Annotated in this window: 13 protein-coding genes; 7 read left to right on the top strand and 6 right to left on the bottom strand. The window is 72.1% G+C overall.

All coding sequences use genetic code 11. The features are described 5' to 3' along the window. Positions 1-58: 58 nt before the first annotated feature. Positions 59-1,255 (bottom strand): hypothetical protein, encoded by a 1,197-nt coding sequence (locus tag ABZX61_RS36745; protein ID WP_355200790.1) that lies wholly within the window; start codon positions 1,253-1,255, stop codon positions 59-61. Between the two features lie 104 nt (positions 1,256-1,359). After that, complete coding sequence (locus ABZX61_RS36740) at positions 1,360-3,201, bottom strand: AMP-dependent synthetase/ligase (protein WP_355200789.1); 1,842 nt, start codon at positions 3,199-3,201, stop codon at positions 1,360-1,362. Between the two features lie 140 nt (positions 3,202-3,341). Here ABZX61_RS36740 and ABZX61_RS36735 point away from each other — a divergent pair, with 140 nt between their 5' ends. Both ABZX61_RS36735 and ABZX61_RS36730 read left to right on the top strand, forming a co-directional pair. Then, entirely contained in the window at positions 3,342-4,799 is a 1,458-nt protein-coding gene (locus tag ABZX61_RS36735; protein ID WP_350735282.1) for an oligopeptide:H+ symporter, read from the top strand. A 10-nt stretch (positions 4,800-4,809) separates the two neighbouring features. Then, positions 4,810-5,418, top strand: a complete 609-nt coding sequence (locus ABZX61_RS36730) for a trimeric intracellular cation channel family protein (RefSeq protein WP_350735280.1) — start codon at positions 4,810-4,812, stop codon at positions 5,416-5,418. A 3-nt stretch (positions 5,419-5,421) separates the two neighbouring features. Here the strand turns inward: ABZX61_RS36730 and ABZX61_RS36725 are convergent, their stop codons facing one another. Continuing rightward, positions 5,422-6,852 (bottom strand): PLP-dependent aminotransferase family protein, encoded by a 1,431-nt coding sequence (locus ABZX61_RS36725; RefSeq protein WP_355200786.1) that lies wholly within the window; start codon positions 6,850-6,852, stop codon positions 5,422-5,424. A 63-nt stretch (positions 6,853-6,915) separates the two neighbouring features. Between ABZX61_RS36725 and ABZX61_RS36720 the strand changes: the two genes are divergently transcribed. Together ABZX61_RS36720 and ABZX61_RS36715 are read left to right on the top strand one after the other, a co-directional pair. Then, positions 6,916-7,521, top strand: a complete 606-nt coding sequence (locus ABZX61_RS36720) for a hypothetical protein (RefSeq protein ID WP_350735270.1) — start codon at positions 6,916-6,918, stop codon at positions 7,519-7,521. Positions 7,522-7,601: 80 nt separating this feature from the next. After that, positions 7,602-9,356, top strand: coding sequence for a glycoside hydrolase family 15 protein (locus ABZX61_RS36715; protein ID WP_350735268.1), 1,755 nt, complete (start codon positions 7,602-7,604; stop codon positions 9,354-9,356). Positions 9,357-9,386: 30 nt separating this feature from the next. Here the strand turns inward: ABZX61_RS36715 and ABZX61_RS36710 are convergent, their stop codons facing one another. Further along, positions 9,387-10,319: a lytic transglycosylase domain-containing protein gene (locus ABZX61_RS36710; RefSeq protein WP_355200784.1), complete on the bottom strand. Its 933-nt coding sequence runs from the start codon at positions 10,317-10,319 to the stop codon at positions 9,387-9,389. Positions 10,320-10,466: 147 nt separating this feature from the next. Beyond that, positions 10,467-11,243 carry a helix-turn-helix transcriptional regulator gene (locus tag ABZX61_RS36705; protein WP_355200782.1) on the bottom strand — a complete coding sequence of 259 codons (777 nt, stop codon included), beginning with the start codon at positions 11,241-11,243 and terminating at the stop codon, positions 10,467-10,469. 92 nt (positions 11,244-11,335) lie between these two features. On the opposite strand from ABZX61_RS36705, the gene ABZX61_RS36700 reads away from it, so the two are divergent. The 3 genes from ABZX61_RS36700 to ABZX61_RS36690 are packed head-to-tail and all read left to right on the top strand — an operon-like array spanning position 11,336 to position 14,835. Continuing rightward, positions 11,336-12,142: a phytanoyl-CoA dioxygenase family protein gene (locus tag ABZX61_RS36700; RefSeq protein WP_350735262.1), complete on the top strand. Its 807-nt coding sequence runs from the start codon at positions 11,336-11,338 to the stop codon at positions 12,140-12,142. Then, positions 12,139-12,399 (top strand): hypothetical protein, encoded by a 261-nt coding sequence (locus ABZX61_RS36695; protein WP_350735260.1) that lies wholly within the window; start codon positions 12,139-12,141, stop codon positions 12,397-12,399. The genes ABZX61_RS36700 and ABZX61_RS36695 overlap by 4 nt, the downstream gene beginning before the upstream one ends. 57 nt (positions 12,400-12,456) lie before the next feature. Next, a complete protein-coding gene (locus ABZX61_RS36690; RefSeq protein WP_355200780.1) occupies positions 12,457-14,835 on the top strand; it encodes a serine/threonine-protein kinase in 2,379 nt (792 codons plus the stop codon). Between the two features lie 216 nt (positions 14,836-15,051). On the opposite strand, the gene ABZX61_RS36685 is transcribed toward ABZX61_RS36690, so the two are convergent. Continuing rightward, complete coding sequence (locus ABZX61_RS36685; RefSeq protein ID WP_355200778.1) at positions 15,052-18,357, bottom strand: PQQ-dependent sugar dehydrogenase; 3,306 nt, start codon at positions 18,355-18,357, stop codon at positions 15,052-15,054. Positions 18,358-18,385: the final 28 nt, after the last annotated feature.

Here is an 18,385-nt window from a genome sequence, read left to right as displayed (position 1 = left end):
AAAGCTGATCACAATTCCGCAACGACGGTTTAAGGCCGTGCTATAGGCATCTTTTCGGCTATTGCGTAATTTGTCGGGACTTGGAGGCGTCTGGGGCGTAGTGTCCCGTTCCGGGATAGCGGACGCGCCAGAGGCCACCCGCGCGGCCCGTGACCGTCGCCTCGAAGGTCCCGGAGGCGTCCGTCGTCGTCTGCCCGATCCGCTCCCAGGCCGTGGACTCCTCGCCGCGCCACAGGATCTCCAGCTGCTGCCTGGCGAACGGGCCGTAGTCGGTGTAGCCGCGCGGGTCCACCCGCCTGAGCGAGCCGCGCAGGCGTACCAGGTCGGAGCCCTCCAGCTTGTCGGCCCGGACCGACGAGAGCTTCGTGTCCCGCCTGAACTGGAACGACGCGTACTCGGTGACCGTCGTCCCGCCCGCTCCCCTGGCGGTGGCGGTGATCGTCCAGGTGCCGGTCGGGTAGTAGCGGTTCAGCTGCTTGTCGGGGAGGAAGCGCCAGGTCTCCCAGCCGTTCGCCATGCGGGCCGGCGGGCCGGATCCCGGTCCCGCGGTGCGCCAGGTCAGCTGCGGAGGGGTTCCCTCCAGAGCGTCCTCGGCCAGTTGCGGTGGTTGCGCCGCCGGAGCGACCGCGGGCGCCTGAACAGGAGCGGGTGCGGGGGCCTGAACGGGTGCAGGGGCCTGAACGGGTGCAGGCGCCGGGGCGGGCGCCACGGGCCGGGCGCCCGGTCGGGGCTGGTTCGGCAGTGCGGGCCGGACGCCTGGCCGGGGCTGGTTCGGTAGTGCGGGCCGGACGCCCGGTCGGGGCTGGTTCGGCAGTGCGGGCCGGGCCACCGGTGCCGGACGGGGCGCAGTGCCCGGTGCCGGACGGGCCACCGGTGCGGGCCGGGGCGCAGTGCCCGGTGCGGGGCCCGGTGCGGGGCGGGTGCCGACGGAGCCGCTGGTGGGGGCGGGGCCGGAGCCCACCGAGCCGGTGTCGGGGGCGGGCGCCGGGGCCGGAGCCGGTGCCGGGATCGGTAGCTTGTCGGTCAGTACGGGGCCAGGTGGGGCGCCGGGTTCGACTTTGACGGTGACGCCGCCCTGGCCGCGCACGCCTTTGGCGACGACGTCGACCACCAGGCGTACGGAGTCGTTCGCCCCCACGATGGGTTCGGCCGGACGGACGGTGATCGCGCGGATGACGGGCTCGGTCGCGACCGGGGGGACGGGCACGGTGAGCGGCCCGGCCGCGAGCGAGACGAGAAGAAGGCTTCTGGTCATGATCGAGACGGTAGGAACCGCCCGGTAATGGCCAGGACCTCGACACACGCCACGAATGGCAAAACCGGGATCAGCCGGAGCAGGCGAACCCCGCCGAAAGTGCCCTAACGCGGCCCGCTGTAAAGGCCCTCGATGACGTCGGCGTATTTCGCGTGGATGATCCGCCGCTTGAGCTTCAGGCTCGGGGTGAGCTCCTCGGTCTCGGCCGTCCACTCGGTGCCCAGCAGCGCCCACTTCTTCACCTGCTGCACCCTGGCCAGCTTGGCGTTCGCGGCCTCGACCGCCGTCTCCACCTCCTTCATCACCTCCGGGTGCTCGGCCAGCTCCGCCAGCGAGGCGAACGCGATGCCGCGCGCCTGCGCCCAGCCCGGCGCCACCTCCCCGTCGAGCGTCAGCAGGGCCACCGGGTGCGGCCGGTTGTCGCCGTAGGCGAGGGCCTGGCCGACGAGCATGTGCTCCTTGAGGTGGTTCTCGATCTCGGCCGGGGAGATGTTCTCGCCGCCCGCCGTGATGATCAGCTCCTTCTTCCGGTCGACCACCCGGTAGAAGCCGTCCTCGTCGACCGTGCCGATGTCGCCGGTGTGCAGCCAGCCGCCGTCGTCGATGAGCTCGGCGGTGGCCTCGGGCCGGTTGACGTAGCCGCGGGTGTTGAGCGGGCTGCGGGTGAGGATCTCGCCGTCCTCGGCGATGCGGATCTCGACGCCGGGCTCGGCCCTGCCGACGGTGCCCAGGCGGTAGCAGGAGGGGCTGTTGCCGGTGAACGCGCCGGTCGTCTCCGTCATGCCGTACACGTCGATGACCTTGAGCCCGAGCCCGGCGTAGAAGTGCTGCACCTCGGCGGGCAGCGGCGCGGCGCCCGTGGCGGTCCACTCGGCGCGGTCGAAGCCGATCATGCCGCGGATGATCGACAGCAGGGACGCGTCCGCCTGCTCGTAGGCCGCCTGGATCTCGGGGGTGATCGTGCGCCCGTACTGGCCGGCCTCCACGTACGCGGCGCCCGCCCGCATCGCCTGGCGTACGGCGGCCTGCTGCTCCTCCGGCTGGGTGGCGAGCACGGCGAGCAGGCGGGCCATCATCTTCTCCCACACGCGCGGCACCCCGAAGAACATCATCGGCCTGACCTGCCCCAGCGTCTTGCCCAGGTTGGCCAGGTCGGTGCAGAAGTGCACGTGGGAGACCTTGACCAGGGGCAGGTAGAGGCTGAGGATGCGCTCGGCGATGTGCGCGTACGTGAGGTAGGAGATCTGCGTGCCCCGGACGGGCAGGTTCGTGATGCGGTCGGTGGCGGCGACCTCGTAGAAGACGTTCGCGTGGGTGAGGGGGACGCCCTTGGGCATGCCGGTGGTGCCCGAGGTGTAGAGGACGGTGACCACGTCGCCGGGGGTGACCGCGCTCATGCGGGCCTCGACCTCGGCCGGGTCCGCGGCCAGGCGCGCGCGGCCCAGCTCCAGGAAGTCCTCCCACGACATGAACCGGTCGTCCGCGGGCGTTCCTTCCAGCATGATGATCCTGCGGAGCCCGTCGAGCCGGGACAGGACGGGCTGCCAGCGGGCCAGCTCGGCCGGGCCGCCCAGCACCGCGTACCTGGCGGCCACGTCCCCGGCCACGAACGCGATCTGCTCGGGCGCGAACGTCGAGTACACCGTGCAGCCGACCCCGCCGGCGTGCACGGCCCCCAGGTCGGCGAGCACGTGCTCGCTGCGGTTGACCATCATCACCGCCACCGACTCCCCGGGTTCCAGCCCGAGCGCGACGAAACCCGCGGCGATCTCCAGGACCCGCTGCCGCGCCTGCGCGTAGGTCAGCGTGGTCCAGCCGTCCCCGTCGGGGTCGGAATAGGCGGGCGCGTCGGGGTGCTGCTCGGCGGCGTGCCTGAGCCGTTCGCAGACGGTACGGCCGGCGATCTGCCGCTCGATCTCGGCCCGGACTTCGAGGTCTTCGGCCATGGCGCGCGCCTCCAGTCAGTGTTCACTTGCGTGAGTGGCCTGCATCGCACCACACCAAGGGGGTAGCGGCAAGAGCCTGAGGAGAAAGACCCGCGTCCTTCACGTAGAGTAATCGACCGGGTGCACAGAGGGGGCGGCACATGAGCGGCAGGACGTTCTTCGGGCATCCCTGGGCACTGGCCACGCTGTTCGGCACCGAGATGTGGGAGCGGTTCAGCTGGTACGGGCTGCGGGCGATCCTCGCCACGTTCCTGGCCGCGTCACCGGCGCAGCAGGGCCTGGGCCTGTCGCAGGAGACGGCGCAGGCGGTCGTCGGCGTCTACGGCGCGCTCATCTACCTGGTGGCGCTGCCCGGCGGGTGGATCGCGGACCGGATCCTGGGGGCGCGCAGGTCGGTGTTCTGGGGCGGGTTCGTCATCATGCTGGGGCACATCAGCATGGCCCTCCCGGTGTCGTCGCCGTACTTCGTGTGGCAGGGCCTGCTGCTGATCATCGCCGGCACCGGCCTGCTCAAGCCGAACATGTCCGTCATGGTCGGACGGCTTTACCCCGAGGGGGACGACGCGCGCAGGGACGCCGGGTTCTCCCTGTTCTACATGAGCATCAACCTGGGCGCGTTCTTCGCGCCCATCGTGGTCGGCTGGCTGGCCACCGGCGACCGGTGGCACCTGGGGTTCGGCGCGGCGGCCGTCGGGATGGCGTTCGGCCTGGCCCAGTACATCCGGGGCGGCCGCCACCTGCGGGGCATCGGTGAGCGGCCGGTCCACGTGCAGCACCGCCTGTTCTGGCGGGGGGCGGGGATCGCGGCGGCGGCGGCGATCGCGCTGGGCGCGTGGGCGGCGACCGGCACGCTCACGGTCGACCGGCTCACCGTGGCGATCACCGTGGTCATCCTCATCGTGCCGGTGGCGTACTTCTCGTACCTCCTGCTCGGCAGCCACGACCTGACCGAGGACGAGCGGATCCGGATGAAGGCCTACATCTGGCTGTTCGTGGCCGCGTCCGTCTTCTGGATGATCTACGACCTGGCGCCGAGCAAGCTGCTGTTCTTCGCCAGGGACCACACCGACCTGTCGTTGTTCGGCATCCCGATCCAGCCGGCCACGACGCAGTCCTTCAACCCGCTGTTCATCATGATCTTCGTGCCGGTCTTCGCCGCGTTGTGGGTGCGGCTCGGGACGCGGGTGAGCACGCCGCAGAAGTTCGCGTTCGCGCTGATCGTCATAGGGTTGAGCTTCGTGGTCATGGCCGTCGCGGCGGCGCTGGCGGGGCCCGGCAGGGTGTCGGTGTGGTGGCTGGTGCTCGTCTATCTCATCCAGGTCTTCGGGGAGCTGTCGCTGAGCCCGGTCGGGCTGTCGGTGACGACGAAGCTGGCACCCGAGGCGTTCAAGGGGCAGATGCTCGGGGTCTGGTTCATCTCGCTGTCGGTGGGCGACGCGGTCGGCGGGCAGACGGGGCGGCTCGGCCGGGTGCTGTCGGATCCGATGTACTACCTGGTGCTGGCGGCGATGGCGATCGTGGCCGGGATCGCGTTGTTCATGTTCGCGCGGAGGCTGCGGGTGATGATGGCCGAGCACCACGAACCGGTCATACGGTAAATATTCCGACGTGTCTGAAATTCTCGACCTTGTCGGCATCTTCGTCTTCGCGTTGACGGGCGCGCTCATGGGCGTGCGCAAACGGCTCGACGTGGTCGGGATGGTGGTGCTGGCCGAGATGACCGCCCTGGGCGGCGGCGTCGTACGCGACCTGATCCTCAACGTCCGGCCCGCCGCCTTCCAGAGCCTCGGGTACGTGCTGGTGCCGGTGGCCGCGACGGTGATCGTGTTCTTCTGGCATCCGCACGTGGCGCGGGTGATGCCGCTCATCCTGGTGCTGGACGCGGCGGGGCTCGGGCTGTTCTGCGCGGTGGGGACGGAGAAGGCCCTGGAGTACGGCCTCGCCCCGCTGCACGCGGCGCTGCTGGGGGTGGTGACGGGCATCGGCGGCGGCATGCTGCGCGACGTGCTGGCCGGGGAGATCCCGACCCTGCTGTACGACCGCCAGCTGTACGCGGTGCCCGCGCTGCTGGGGTCGGGGGTGATGGCGGCGCTGTCGGCGTACGGGCTGCACGGCTGGCCGGCCACGCTGGCGGCGGCGGTGCTGGCGTTCGGGCTGCGGATCATGGCGATGCGCCGCAAATGGCGCGCCCCCTTGGCCCGGGGCTCCGGCGAATGACCCTCACACCATCGCGATGAGCGCGTCCACGGGGCGGCGGGGGCCGGTGGGGCCGTGGTCGCGGGCGGCGCGGATGCGGGTGAGTGCTTCCGTCAGGACCTGGGGCGGTTGGGTGTAGGGCAGGCGGAGGTAGCCCTCCAGGGTGCCCTCCAGGCCGAACCACGGGCCGGGCGCGAGGCGTACGCCGTGGTGGGCGGCCGCCTCCGCGAGCGGCGTGGCGCCCGGGCCGTTCAGGCGCACCCACAGGGTGCCGCCCCCGCGCGGCACCGTGAACGTCCACTCGGGCAGGTGCTCGCGCAGCCCCGACACCAGCGCGTCGCGTGAGGCGCGCAGCGTGCGGCGGCGCTCGGCGCGCGTCTCCTCCAGCCGGTCGAACAGCCGCGCCACCACGAGCTGTTCCAGCACCGGGCTGGCGATGTCCACGGCCGCCCGGAACATCGCCAGCCGCCGGGCCAGCGCGGCCGTGGTGCGGACCCAGCCGATGCGCAGCCCGCCCCACCACAGCTTGGAGGCCGAGCCGATGCTGATCACCCGGCTGTCGGTGTCGAACGCCGCCGCCGGCGAGGTCCGGGGCACCTCGTCCAGCGCCAGCTCCGACCAGGTCTCGTCCACCAGCAGCACCGTGTCCGTACGCCGGGCCGCGCCCACGACGGCGGCGCGGGTGGCGTCGTCCATGAGGGCGCCGGTCGGGTTCTGGAAGTCGGGCATGAGGTACGCCAGCCGGGCCCCCGACTGGCGCATGGCCCCCGTCACCAGGTCGGCCTGCCAGCCCTCGTGCGAGATGCCGACCGGGACGATCCTGGCGCCACGCTGCCGGGCCACGTCGATGGCGTGCGGGTACGTCGGCGACTCCACGAGCACCGGATCGCCGGCGCCGACGAGCAGGCCGAGCACGAGCTGGATGGCGTGCTGGGAGCCGGTCGTGACGAGGATCTGCTCGGGCCGGGTGGCCAGGCCCCTGGCGGAGTAGTGGGCGGCGATGCGCTCCCTGAGCACGGGCAGGCCGATGGGGTCGTAGCCGTTGCCCATGCCGTACACGGACAGGTCGTCCACCGCCTCCAGCATCGCCTGCCGCAGGGCCGACGGCGCGGGCGGGGCGGCGCACTGGAGCTGGACGAGGCCGTCGCCGTCGGTGCTGAGCCACGGGTTGTCGGCCGTGGTGGCCGGGTCGGGCAGGGCGGTCCAGCTGCCGGAGCCCTGGCGGCTCTCCAGGTAGCCGCGTTCGCGCAGCAGGTCGTAGGCCGAGGTCACGGTGGTGCGGCTGACCTTGAGGGTCTCGGCCAGGTGGCGTTCGGCGGGCATGCGGACGCGTACCGGGATCTGGCCGTCCATGATGAGGACGCGCACGCCGTCGGCGAGCGCGCGGTAGTACGGACGCGCCGCCGGGTCGATCTTGATGAGCCGCGCCACCTGGGCCGCCGACAGATGCCTCATAAGGCCACTTTTCGTGATTGGCTCTGTTTTGGCAAGTCGATTGGATGCCAATCTGTGGCCACTATGAGTGAAGCGACCGTCCCCCGGCTCAGTTCGTCCCTTCCCGCGCGCCTCGTCAGGCTGTACGGCGGGCTCGCGCTCTACGGCGCCGGCATCGGCCTCCAGGTCGAGTCCGGGCTGGGCAACGACCCGTGGGACGTGTTCCACCAGGGCCTGGCCCTGCGGACCGATCTGTCCATCGGGACCGTCATCATCGGCATCGGCGCCCTGGTGCTGCTGCTGTGGATCCCGCTGAAGCAGAAGCCCGGACTGGGCACGGTCAGCAACGTCGTCTTCCTGGGCCTGTTCGCCGACGGCGCGATCTTCCTGCTGCCCACCCCGTCGCACCTGGTCCTGCAGGGCCTGTACGTGGTGCTCGGCGTCGTCGCCATCGCCCTGGCCACCGTGCTCTACATCGGCGCCGGGATGGGCCCGGGCCCCCGCGACGGCATCATGACCGGGCTGATGCGGCTCGGCCTGTCGGTGCGGCTGGGCCGGTTCCTCATCGAAATCACGGTCCTGGCCGCCGGCTGGCTGCTCGGCGGCACCGTGGGCGTGGGAACGCTGGTGTTCGCGCTGGCCATCGGGCCGTTGACCCAGCTGTTCACCCGCTGGTTCCCCCTGACGTGATCCCGTGAGGGGGTCCGGGCATGACGCGACATGATCGGACCCCCTCACGGGATCACCCCTCACCCGAGTAGCGTCTAGGCATGCGGATCGAGGACTACGCCCTCATCGGGGACATGCAGTCGGCGGCTCTGGTGGGCCGCGACGGTTCGATCGACTGGCTGTGCCTGCCCAGATTCGACTCTCCGTCCTGTTTCGCGTCGCTGCTCGGCAGCGAGCGCAACGGACACTGGTGGCTCGGCCCCACGGGCCGCAGACCGGCCACCCGCCGCCGCTACCGGCCCGAGACGCTCATTCTGGAGAGTGAGTGGGACACCCCGACGGGCACGGTCCGCGTGATCGACTTCATGCCGCCGCGCGACCGCAACCCCGACGTCGTGCGCATCGTGGAGGGCGTCTCCGGGACCGTGGAGATGTCCACGCAGCTGCGGGTGCGCTTCGATTACGGCCGGATCGTGCCGTGGGTGCGCCAGAGCGACGGCCACCTCCAGGCCATCGGCGGGCCCGACTCGGTGTGGCTGCACTCCCCCGTGCCGCTGAAGGGCGGCGACTACGCGCACCGGGCCACGTTCACGGTCAAGGAGGGCGACCGGTTTCCGTTCGTCTTCACCTGGCACCCCTCGCACGAGCCGATGCCGCCGCAGATCGAGGCCGACACCCAGCTGCGCGAGAGCGAGGCCATGTGGGCGGAGTGGGTCGCGCGGTGCACCTACCAGGGCCCGTACCGGGACGCCGTGGTGCGTTCGCTGATCACGCTCAAGGGCCTCACCTACGCCCCCACCGGCGGCATCGTCGCCGCGCCCACCACGTCGCTCCCCGAGGACGTGGGCGGGGTGCGCAACTGGGACTACCGCTTCTGCTGGCTGCGCGACGCGACGCTGACGCTCGACGCGCTGATCAGCTCCGGCTACCTGGAGGAGGCCGCCGACTGGCGCGCGTGGCTGCTGCGGGCCATCGCGGGCCGGCCCCAGGACCTGCAGATCATGTACGGCGTCGCGGGCGAGCGCCGGCTGCCCGAGCTGCGCCTCGACTGGCTCGACGGCTACGAGGACTCCCGGCCCGTCCGCATCGGGAACGAGGCCGTCAAGCAGCTCCAGCTCGACGTGTACGGCGAGGTGATGAACTGCCTGTTCGTCTCGCGCACGCGCGGCCTGTCACCCGACGACCGGGCGTGGACCATCCAGCGGGAGCTCCTCGACTACGTGGAGGATCACTGGGACGAGCCCGACGAGGGCCTGTGGGAGGTGCGCGGGCCCCGGCGGCACTTCGTGCACTCGAAGGTGATGTGCTGGGCGGCGCTGGACCGGGCGGTCAAGTACGTGGAGCGGTTCGGCCGCACCGGCCCGGTCGACAAGTGGCGCACGCTGCGCGACGTCGTCCGCGCCGAGATCCTCTCGAAGGGCTACGACGCGCGGCGCAACACCTTCACGCAGTCGTACGGGTCGTCGGAGCTGGACGCGTCGCTGCTGATGATCCCCATGGTCGGCTTCCTGCCGGCCGACGACCCCCGGGTGGTGGGGACGGTGGCGGCCATCGAGAAGGAGCTCATGTCGGACGGGTTCGTGCTGCGCTACCCGCTGGCCGCGGACAACGACGTGGACGGCCTGCCCGGCGGGGAGGGGGCCTTCCTGGCGTGCAGCTTCTGGCTGGTGGAGGTGATGGCGATGCAGGGCCGCAAGGAGGAGGCGAAGACGCTGTTCGAGCGGCTGCTGGCATTGCGCAACGACGTGGGGCTGCTGGCCGAGGAGTACGACCCCCGCTACGACCGGCTGGTCGGCAACTTCCCGCAGGCCTTCAGCCACGTCCCCCTGATCCACGCCGCGCGCGCCCTGTCATAACGGGGGTCATAACGGGGGTCGTAGCGGGGCCTACGGGCCGGTGAGGCGCCGCTCACCGGCCGTGGTGATCACGAACACCTGCCAGTTGTAGTAGGCGTAGTAGTTCCTCGGGTCCCGCTTCATCTGGCGGGCGTGCAGGAGGATGGCGTTCACGTACGCCCTGGAATGGTTGTACGCGTACAGCGCCCGCCGGTAGTCGCGGGGCGCCCCCGAGGCGCGCAGGTAGTTGGCGGCGCCCATGACGGCGTCGCGCGGGTCCTGCACGTCGCCGCCCATGCCGTACGCCTTCCAGGTCCCGGGCATGAACTGCATGGGCCCCTGGGCGCCGACGTGGCTGTCCGACTTCACCCGGCCGAACTTGGTCTCCGCGAACATCACCGCCGCCAGCACCTCCCACTCCACCCCGAACTTGCGCTCGGCCTTCTTGAAGTGGCCGAGCAGCTCGGCGGCGGGCGGGGCGGGCTGGACCTTGAACGTGGCCGAGGGCTTGATCGGGTGGGCCAGGGAGAGCAGCCCGCGGATGGCGGCGGTGTTGTCCTTGGCCTGGGCGGCCAGCCCGGACGGCAGGCGCGCGAAGGCGCGGTCGGCCACCTCGGGGTGGCGGGCGGTGTAGCGGTAGGCGCGCTGCTGGTGAAGGGCCAGGAGCTCGACGTCCCGGGGCGGCTTGCCGGTCTTCGGCCAGGCGTCGATCGCGGCGTTGAGCGCGGCGCTGGTCCCCTTGAGGGCGGCGGCCAGCCGGGCGGGGTCACCGGGGATCTTCTGGTCGGGCGCGGGCAGCGTCCCGCCCGCCGGCGGGGTGGACCCGGACGGGCTCGGCGCAGTCGGGCTCGGCGCGGGTTGCCGGCCGGCCGCCGAGGCCGCCGGGGCCGGGTCGCCGCAGCCGGCCGTGCCGAGGAGGGCGGCGAGCGCCATCGCGGCCAGGGCACGGGCGGGGCGGCGGTGATGATCGTGGCGTTCCTCCATGGTCGGCCAACCTACCGGGTACGGCCCGCCCCCGGCGCCAGGCGGGCCCGGACACGCGCCCGGCCTCACCGCCGATCGGGACCGCTCGCGCTCAGGCGGCGGCGTACCCGTGCCGCTGGTCGGGGCCGCTCGCGCGCAGGCGGCGGCTTACCCGCGCCGCTGGTCGGAGCCGCTCGCGCGCAGGGCCCGGGGTGAGGCGCCCAGATCGCGTCTGCAGGCCTTGTTGAACGCCTGCAGGTCCGGGATGCCCACCGCCGCTGCGATCGCCGGGATCGCCAGGGTCGACTCGCGCAGCAGGTGCAGCGCGCGGGACAACCTCCTGCGGCGGATGTACGCGACCACCGTGTGCCCCGTCTGGGCCCGGAACAGCCGGGTGAGGTGGTTGTGCGACACCCCGGCGGCGCGGGCGATGCGGGGGACGGTCAGCGGCGCGGCCAGATCCGCGTCGATGTACTCCATGGCGGCCGCCACGACGGCGTGCGCGCTGCCGGCGACGGGCAGGTTCGCGATCCGCCAGAGCACCGTCCACACCTCGGCCGACGCCCTGGCCCTGGTGTCGGGGACCGCCGCGATGGCCTGCCGCAGGGAGGCGGCGATGAGCGGCGCCTGGTCCCCCGCGTCCCGCATGACGGGCACGACCCGCCGCTCGTCGCCGCCGGGCAGCCTGAAGTGCGCGTACAGGTGCTCCGACCTTCCCCGGTAGTGGTAGTGGACCTCGGCGCCCGGCGGGATCAGGCTGACGTGGCCGGGCTTGATCGCGTGCACGGTGCCGTCGAGCACCAGCTCGGCGGCGTACGCGTACAGGTGGAGCTGCCACAGGTCGGGCAGCCGGAACACGTCGTGGGCGCTGACCACGCCGTGCACCGCCGCCCCCGCGCCGGCCACCGCCGGCGGGTCGGAGAGCGTGATCGTCACCTGCCGCACAGGGATCTGTTCTACCGCAGCGGGGGAAAATGGACCAGTAGTTGATGATTACAACCCACGACATAGCGGGTGTCCGGTTCTAACTTCGAGGCATGCGAACCACTTTGCTGACCTCCGCGCAGGTCGCCGGATTCGTGGCCGCCGGCTATCTGCGGCTCGACGGGATCGTCCCGGACGAGCTCAACGACCAGGCGATCGACGTGCTGGAGGCGGGCATCCCGCGCCCGCCGTACGGCACTCCGGTCACCCAGGCCTACCCCGAGGGATCGTTCGCCCGCCGCCTGATCGAGCTGCCCGCCGTCGCGGGCGCGCTGCACTCGCTCGTCGGCCCCGACCCGACCGTCGACCACCACGCCGTGCACGTGCGCGAGCCGCACAACGGCCACGCCCAGCCGCTGCACGCCGACGCCATCATCGACACCCGCATGGACGCCTTCGACGTGCAGCTCATGTACTACCCGCGCGAGGTGACGGCCGACATGGGCGGCACCCTCGTGGTGCCGGGCAGCCACCTGCGCCGGATCAACGAGAGCGACACCGGCCGCTACCAGAACCTGCGCGGCCAGACCCGGCTCACCTGCCCCGCCGGGACCGTGATGCTGCTCCACCACGGCATCTGGCACGGCGGGCGGCGCAACGATAGCGACGTCCGCAGGTACATGTTCAAGATCCGCTTCAACCCGACCGTGCCGCAGGTGCGGCTCTGGGACACCTCCGACCTGGACGATCCCGCCGTCCTGGCCGAGCTGGACCGGCGTTTCCCCTGGTACGAGCAGGCGACCGGGCGGTTGGAGGTCCACAACCGGGTGCGGATGTGGCGGGCCCTGACCAACGATCCGTCGTTCGACGTCGAATACTGGACGACTCGCGTGAACAACCGCCCCGGGAGGGTCGCATGAAGCAGCAGGTGCTCGTTCTCTACCTGGCCACCTCCGCGCTCGACGCCCAGGTGGTGGGCTGGTCGCGCTACGACGGCACCGGGCGCACCGAACCGACCGCCGGTGACGGGGACGAGCCGCCGTACGAGACGGGGGTGGAGGCGTTGCGCGACGGGTGGCGGCTGTTCCAGGCGTCTCAGCTCATCCCGCCGTATCCCGGGCACGAATATGACACGTCGTTCATGAAGCACGAGTTCTTCTTCGAGAAGATGTCGTAAATCCGGACGTACGGCCTTATCGTGTGATCGCTCGATCTGGCCCGAGGAAGGAGCGGGATGCCGGACCTGCGCCCGCTCCGGCCGAGCGATCCCGAGCGGATCGGCTCGTACCGGCTCGTCGGCGTGCTCGGCTCCGGTGGACAGGGCGTGGTCTACCGGGGCGTCGGCGACGACGGGCGCGAGGTCGCCGTCAAGGTCCTGCACCTCGCCCACGAGGAACACGAGGACGTCACCAAGAGCTTCCTGCGGGAGGTGGAGGCGGCGCGGCGGGTGGCCGCCTTCTGCACGGCCGCGGTGCTGGACGCCGGGATGGCGGACGAGCGGCCGTACATCGTGAGCGAGTACGTGCCAGGGGACACGCTCCAGACGCTGGTCCGGGCGTCGGGGCCGCGGTCGGGCGGGGCGCTGGACCGGCTGGCCATCTCCACGCTGACCGCCCTGGCGGCCATCCACCAGGCGGGGATCGTGCACCGGGACTTCAAGCCGGGCAACGTGCTGATGGGACCGGACGGGCCGATCGTCATCGACTTCGGCATCGCCAAGGCCCTCGACGCGACGACCCGGACGTCGGTGCCGATGGGGACGCCCGCGTACATGTCGCCGGAGCAGTTCAGGGGCGAGCGGGTGGGACCCGCGTCGGACGTGTTCAGCTGGGCGGGGACGATGGTGTTCGCGGCCACCGGGCACACGCCTTTCGTGGGGGAGACGCTGGCGGCGGTGGTGAACAGCGTCCTGAGCAGCACCCCGGACCTCACGGGGGTGCCGCCGCACCTGCTGGGGGCGATCGCGGCGTGCCTGTCCAAGGACCCGTCCACCCGCCCGGACCCGACGACCCTGCTCCAGCAGCTCATCCGCCAGGCCGGCCCGCCGGCCCGCGTCCCCGGCCCCGCAACACCCCCCGCCGGCCCGCCCACCGGTCCGGCCCAGCCCGCGCCCGCCAGCCCACCCGCCGGGGCGGGGCAGCCCGGTGTCGCCTGGGCGCCGCCCGCTGGAGCGGTCCCGTCCGGTTCGGCTCCTTCGGGGGCGGTGTCGCCGCCCGGTGGGGCAGCGCACGCCGGGCCTCCGCCTCCTCCCCCTGGGGTGCGGTCTCCTTCCGGCGCTGCCCCCGTCTCCGGTTCCTCGGCCATCCGGACGGAACCCCCTGCCGGGAACGCCGTTCAGACGGGCCCCGATGACCGGAACGCCGTTCAGACGGGCCCCGATGCCCGGAGCGGCGCTCAGACGGGGCCCCGCGCCGGGGCCGGGCCGGTGGCGGACGCGGATACGGAGACCGGGCGGGGCCGGTCGGTCAGCCGGCGGGCCGTGTTCGGCGGGGCCGCGGCGGCGGCCGCCCTCGCGGTGTCCGCCTTCACCGTCCTGCGCCCGAGGAACGACCCCCTCGACCCGGACGACCGGCGTACGGAGCAGCCGCTCACCGGAAGCCCGTCCCCCACCCCGACACCGACGCCGATGCCGTCCGCCGAGCCCTTCGGGACGCAGGTCGCGGTGTCCGCGCCCCTGCCCGAAGCGGACGGCGCGATCACGGCGCTCGCTGCCGCGGGGAGCACCGTCGTGTGCGGGACCGCCAAAGGGGCGGTGTTCACGTGGGGCCTGGACCAGGCGGCCACCCGGCTCGGCGACGGCGGGGCCACGACGACGGAGGTGGCCGTCGGCGAGGTCGGCGGCACGCCGGTGATCGTCTCCGGGCACACCGACGGGCGGATGCGGCTGTGGAGCCCGACCGGCGAGAGCCTCGCCTCGCACAAGGTGAGCGACCCCGTCATCGCGGTCACCGTCACGGGCGCGGGCAAGGCGGTGGCGGTGTCGCAGAAGTACGACTCCATGAAGGACCTCCGCAGCGTCGTGCGGCTGTGGGACATCTCCACCGGCAAGCAGATCGGCCCCGCGATCACCGACCACTTCCAGGGCATCAGAGGGCTGGCGTTCGGCCGGCTGGGCAAGGACGACGTGCTCGTCACGGGCGACGGCGGGGAGCGGGTCCGGGTGTGGCGGCTGTCGAGCGGGCGGATGACGCACTCGTTCAGCACCGGGGAGATCGGCGGGATCGAGCGGCTGGCCTGCGGCGAGATCAAGGGCAAGCCCGTCGTCGTCTCGACCCACCTGGACGCGACCCTGCGCGTGTACGACCTGGCCACGGGCAAGCGCAGGAAGAAGTGGGAGTTCAGCGACCAGAGCCCGGACGACCGGGGCGCCGTGGCTCTGGTCACCGGACGGTGGGGAGACGTGCCCATAGCCGTCGTCGCCCACGGTCCGTGGAACGACGAGTACGTCACCCGGGTCTGGAACCTGGACGACGGCGACACCATAGGAGCGCTCGACCTGGATCCCGGCGGAACGATCCCCACGCTGGCACTGGCCGACCGGGGCGGCCACCCGGTGGTCGCCGACACGGGCGGAGAGCGTACCGTCCGGGCCTGGAGCCTCGGCCCCGCCTGACCGCCTCCTCACCCCTCCCCCGCCGGAAATCCGGAAATCCGGAAACCGGCGCGCGCAAGGACGCGCCGCACGCGTCGCGCCGGACACCGCCGTACGCCCTCCCGCCGCACCGGCGCCCGAACCTCCGGCGGGCCCGCCCGCCGTACCGGTGTTCCGGCCTCCGGCGGGTGCGGAGGCCGGAACACGGGCGGGGCCGGGCACTGCCCGTGCGGGGTGTTACGGGTTGGTGAGGCGGTTGATGAGGGCTTGGGCGTCGCGGGTCAGGATCGTGCGGGACGTGGAGTCGGGGACGTTGGCGTGCTTGCCCGCGGCCTTGATGAAGCGCTTCAGCGCCTCGATCGCCTGCCCCGGCCTGCCGCGCTTCTCGTGCCACTCCGCCGCGTCGAGCTGCTCCAGCAGCTCCCGAGCGCCTGCGGCGGTCACCGTGCGCGCCTTCTTGAAGTGCGCGATCAGCGCGCGCACGTCACCGTACGAGGTCGTCGTGGAGAACGTGACGGTCGACGTCACCGTCCGCCCCGCCCGGTCCGTCGCCGTGGCGACGAGGGAGTGGTCGCCGAGGGGCAGGGTCCAGAGGCGTACGGGCGCACCCGAGGGAACCGCGGTTCCGTCGAGCTTGGCCGTGGCGCCCTCCACCCCCGAGACCGCGTCCGTCGCCGTCAGGACCGGGGTGACGGTGCCCGAGTCGCCGTACGGCTTGGCCTCCACGCCGGTGACCGTCAGCGCCGGGTCCGATTTGTCGATCTTCACGGTGACCGTGCCGACCTGGGAGACGTTGCCGCCGTTGTCGGTCGCGCGGTAGCGGACCTCCTTGGCGCCCTCCGCGCCGAGCGTCACCGGGTTGGCGGCGTTCGCCCAGGTGGTGCCGCCGTCGAGCGAGTACTGGCGGGAGGCCACCGTGCCGTTGTCGGTCGCGGTGACGGTGAGCGTGACGTTGCGGGTGTACCAGCCGTTCGCGCCGTCGGGCGAGGCAGGGTTGAGCGTGGCCGTGACGGTGGGCGGGCTGGTGTCGGCGACGCCCCCGCCCTGGAAGGTGAACGCGTCCACGTCCGCGCCGCCGGTCGAGGTGACGTACAGCCGGCCGGTTCCCGCGGGCGGGTCGGCGAGCGCGGTGGTGATCGTCTGCCAGCCGTCGCCCGGCGGGATCGTCACCGTCGCGAACGGCGCGGCGGTGGGCGACTTCCAGTGCAGGGAGAGCGTCCCCGCGCCCGAGGCCTTGGTCTGGACCCCGGTGATGCCGGTGAAGTTGACCGGGTCGTAGGCGAGCCAGTCCCCCGCGTCGAACGAGGTGATCTTGAACTTGCCCGACGCCCCGTCGTCGGCGGTCCTGGTCACGCCGCTGCTCTGGTCGGCGTGCTCGGCCTGCGCGAGCTTCGGGTTGAGGGTGAGCGCGGCCTCGCCGAGCGCGCCGGGGATGCCGTTGGCGCCGTTGTCGCGGTAGCTCACGACGACCACGCCGTAGATGTTCTCCGTCTCGCCGTGCTCGGGCGCGTTCGCGGGCGTCGGCCAGGCGCCGGTGCAGCCGGTGCCGGTGGTCTCGGGGTGGGCGTGCACGTCGTGCCCGAGGCCGAACGTCCACTGCATGCGCGTGCACACCGGGCTGTCGCCGTCCTCGGCGTCATGCACGGCGATCTTGTACGGCACCGCGTTCCCCCAGTCGAAGAACCCGCCGTCCGGCGGCGTCTGGACGCTGACCTCGGGCGCGGTGTTGCCGACGGTGATCTCGGCCGAGGTGAGGCCCGCCCGGCCGCCGGAGTCGGTGACGCGCAGCCGCGCCACGTACTGCCCCAGCTCGGTGTAGGTGTGCGTGGCCGTCGCCCCGGTGGCGTCGAACGTGCCGTTCCCGTCGAAGTCCCACTCGTACGTCAGCGTCCCCGGCTCGGTGTCCCTGGACGACGACGCGTCGAAGGCGACCGTGAGCGGCGCCTGGCCGCTGGACGTCCTGTCCATGGTCATCCTGGCCTGGGGCGTCTTGTTGTCCGGGGTGTAGTCGATCCGGTAGAGCCCGGCGTCGGGGTTCGCGCGGAAGAACCCGTCGCCGTACTCCAGCACGTACAGGGACCCGTCCGGTCCGAACTCGATGTCCATCGGGCTGTCGGTGATGGGCTGCGCGGCGTCCCGCAGTTCGGCGTTGGGCAGGAAGTGCTCCAGCTTGGTGACCGGCCCGTCCGGGTACGTCACGGTGAACGCCGCCAGGTAGTCCTGCGAGAACTCGGCGAAGAACGCCTTGCCGTCCCAGTACGCGGGCAGCTTGCCGGGCGCCGGGTTGTCCGGGTCGTAGTGGTAGATCGGCCCGCCCATCGGCCCCTGGCCGCCCTGCGGGTCGAAGTCCACGAGCCCGGCCCACTCGGCCGGCTGGTGGGTGTTGTTGTCGCCGTAGTAGAGGTCGGCGGGGACCGCCGGCGGGAGCCGGTCGATGCCGGTGTTCCAGCGCGAGGTGTTCAGCGGCCCGGCCGCGCAGTCGAACCACGGCCCCGGCTGGGCGGTCTCGAAGTCCCAGTCGTTGTAGTTGAAGTTGTCGCCCGTGCAGTACGGCCAGCCGCTGTTCATGGGCTTGGTGAGCGGGGTGATGTTCCACTCGACGTAGCCGAGCGGGCCCCGGTTCGGGTCGGGGGTGCCGGCGTCGGGGCCGTAGTCGGCCCACGACAGGGTGCCCGTCTCCCCGTCCACGTCCATCCGGAACGGGTTGCGCACCCCGGTCACGAAGATCTCCGGCCGCGTCTTGGCCGTGCCCGGCGGGAACAGGTTGCCCTGGGGGATCGTGTACGTGCCGTCGTCCGCGACCTTGATCCGCAGGATCTTGCCGCGCAGGTCGTCGCTGCTGCCCGCGCCGCGCCGGGAGTCGAAGCCCGGGTTCATGCCGGGCGCGTCGTTGTTGGGCGCGTACCCGTTGGCGCCCGGCGCGCCCGCCGGGGTGTTGTCGCCGGTGGCGAGGTAGAGGTTGCCGTCGGCGTCCCAGTCCACGTCGCCGGCCACGTGGCAGCACTGCCCACGCTGCGTCTCGACCTTGATGATGACCTGCTCGGTGGACAGGTCGAGCGCGTTGCCGGTCCACTTGAAGCGGGAGAGCTGGTTGTAGCCCTTCCACTGGTTCCAGTACGTCTCGTCGGCCCCGGCGGGCAGCGAGTTGGGCGCCGAACCGGTCGGCGTCGTCTCCGGGTACGGCGCCGACATGGTCTTGGGCGCGTAGTAGAGGTAGACCCAGTGGTTGTCGTCGAAGCGGGGGTCGAGGGAGACCGTCTGGAGGCCGTCCTCGGAGTTGTTGTAGACCGGGACGGTGTTGACGATCTTCGTGACGCCGCTGGCCGGGTCGGTCAGCCTGATGTCGCCGTTGCGCGCGGTGTGCAGGACCCGCCGGTCGGGCAGGACGGCCAGGTCGATCGGCTCGCCCACGTTCTTGGTCAGCGTGATCTTCTCGTAGCTCGACCACTCGGTGGCCGGTTCGTGTGCCTGGGCGGGGCCGGGTAAGACGAGTGCGGTGGCGGCGAGGAAGAAGCCGCCGAGCACCGCGAGGGTACGCTGCATGGTGATGCCGCTCCTAGGACGAGGAGTG

The organism is Nonomuraea sp. NPDC003709 (assembly GCF_040610775.1).
Lineage (GTDB): Bacteria > Actinomycetota > Actinomycetes > Streptosporangiales > Streptosporangiaceae > Nonomuraea > Nonomuraea angiospora_A.
Note: the sequence above shows the minus strand (reverse complement) of the source record. Positions and strands in the feature narration are given on the sequence as shown.

What these genes read in the sequence shown, in the direction of transcription:
- ABZX61_RS36745 (WP_355200790.1), bottom strand. Translation starts at nt 1,255, where the DNA reads ATGACCAGAAGCCTTCTTCTCGTCTCGCTCGCGGCCGGGCCGCTCACC.
- ABZX61_RS36740 (WP_355200789.1), bottom strand. Translation starts at nt 3,201, where the DNA reads ATGGCCGAAGACCTCGAAGTCCGGGCCGAGATCGAGCGGCAGATCGCC.
- ABZX61_RS36735 (WP_350735282.1), top strand. Translation starts at nt 3,342, where the DNA reads ATGAGCGGCAGGACGTTCTTCGGGCATCCCTGGGCACTGGCCACGCTG.
- ABZX61_RS36725 (WP_355200786.1), bottom strand. Translation starts at nt 6,852, where the DNA reads ATGAGGCATCTGTCGGCGGCCCAGGTGGCGCGGCTCATCAAGATCGAC.
- ABZX61_RS36720 (WP_350735270.1), top strand. Translation starts at nt 6,916, where the DNA reads ATGAGTGAAGCGACCGTCCCCCGGCTCAGTTCGTCCCTTCCCGCGCGC.
- ABZX61_RS36715 (WP_350735268.1), top strand. Translation starts at nt 7,602, where the DNA reads ATGCGGATCGAGGACTACGCCCTCATCGGGGACATGCAGTCGGCGGCT.
- ABZX61_RS36710 (WP_355200784.1), bottom strand. Translation starts at nt 10,319, where the DNA reads ATGGAGGAACGCCACGATCATCACCGCCGCCCCGCCCGTGCCCTGGCC.
- ABZX61_RS36700 (WP_350735262.1), top strand. Translation starts at nt 11,336, where the DNA reads ATGCGAACCACTTTGCTGACCTCCGCGCAGGTCGCCGGATTCGTGGCC.
- ABZX61_RS36695 (WP_350735260.1), top strand. Translation starts at nt 12,139, where the DNA reads ATGAAGCAGCAGGTGCTCGTTCTCTACCTGGCCACCTCCGCGCTCGAC.
- ABZX61_RS36690 (WP_355200780.1), top strand. Translation starts at nt 12,457, where the DNA reads ATGCCGGACCTGCGCCCGCTCCGGCCGAGCGATCCCGAGCGGATCGGC.
- ABZX61_RS36685 (WP_355200778.1), bottom strand. Translation starts at nt 18,357, where the DNA reads ATGCAGCGTACCCTCGCGGTGCTCGGCGGCTTCTTCCTCGCCGCCACC.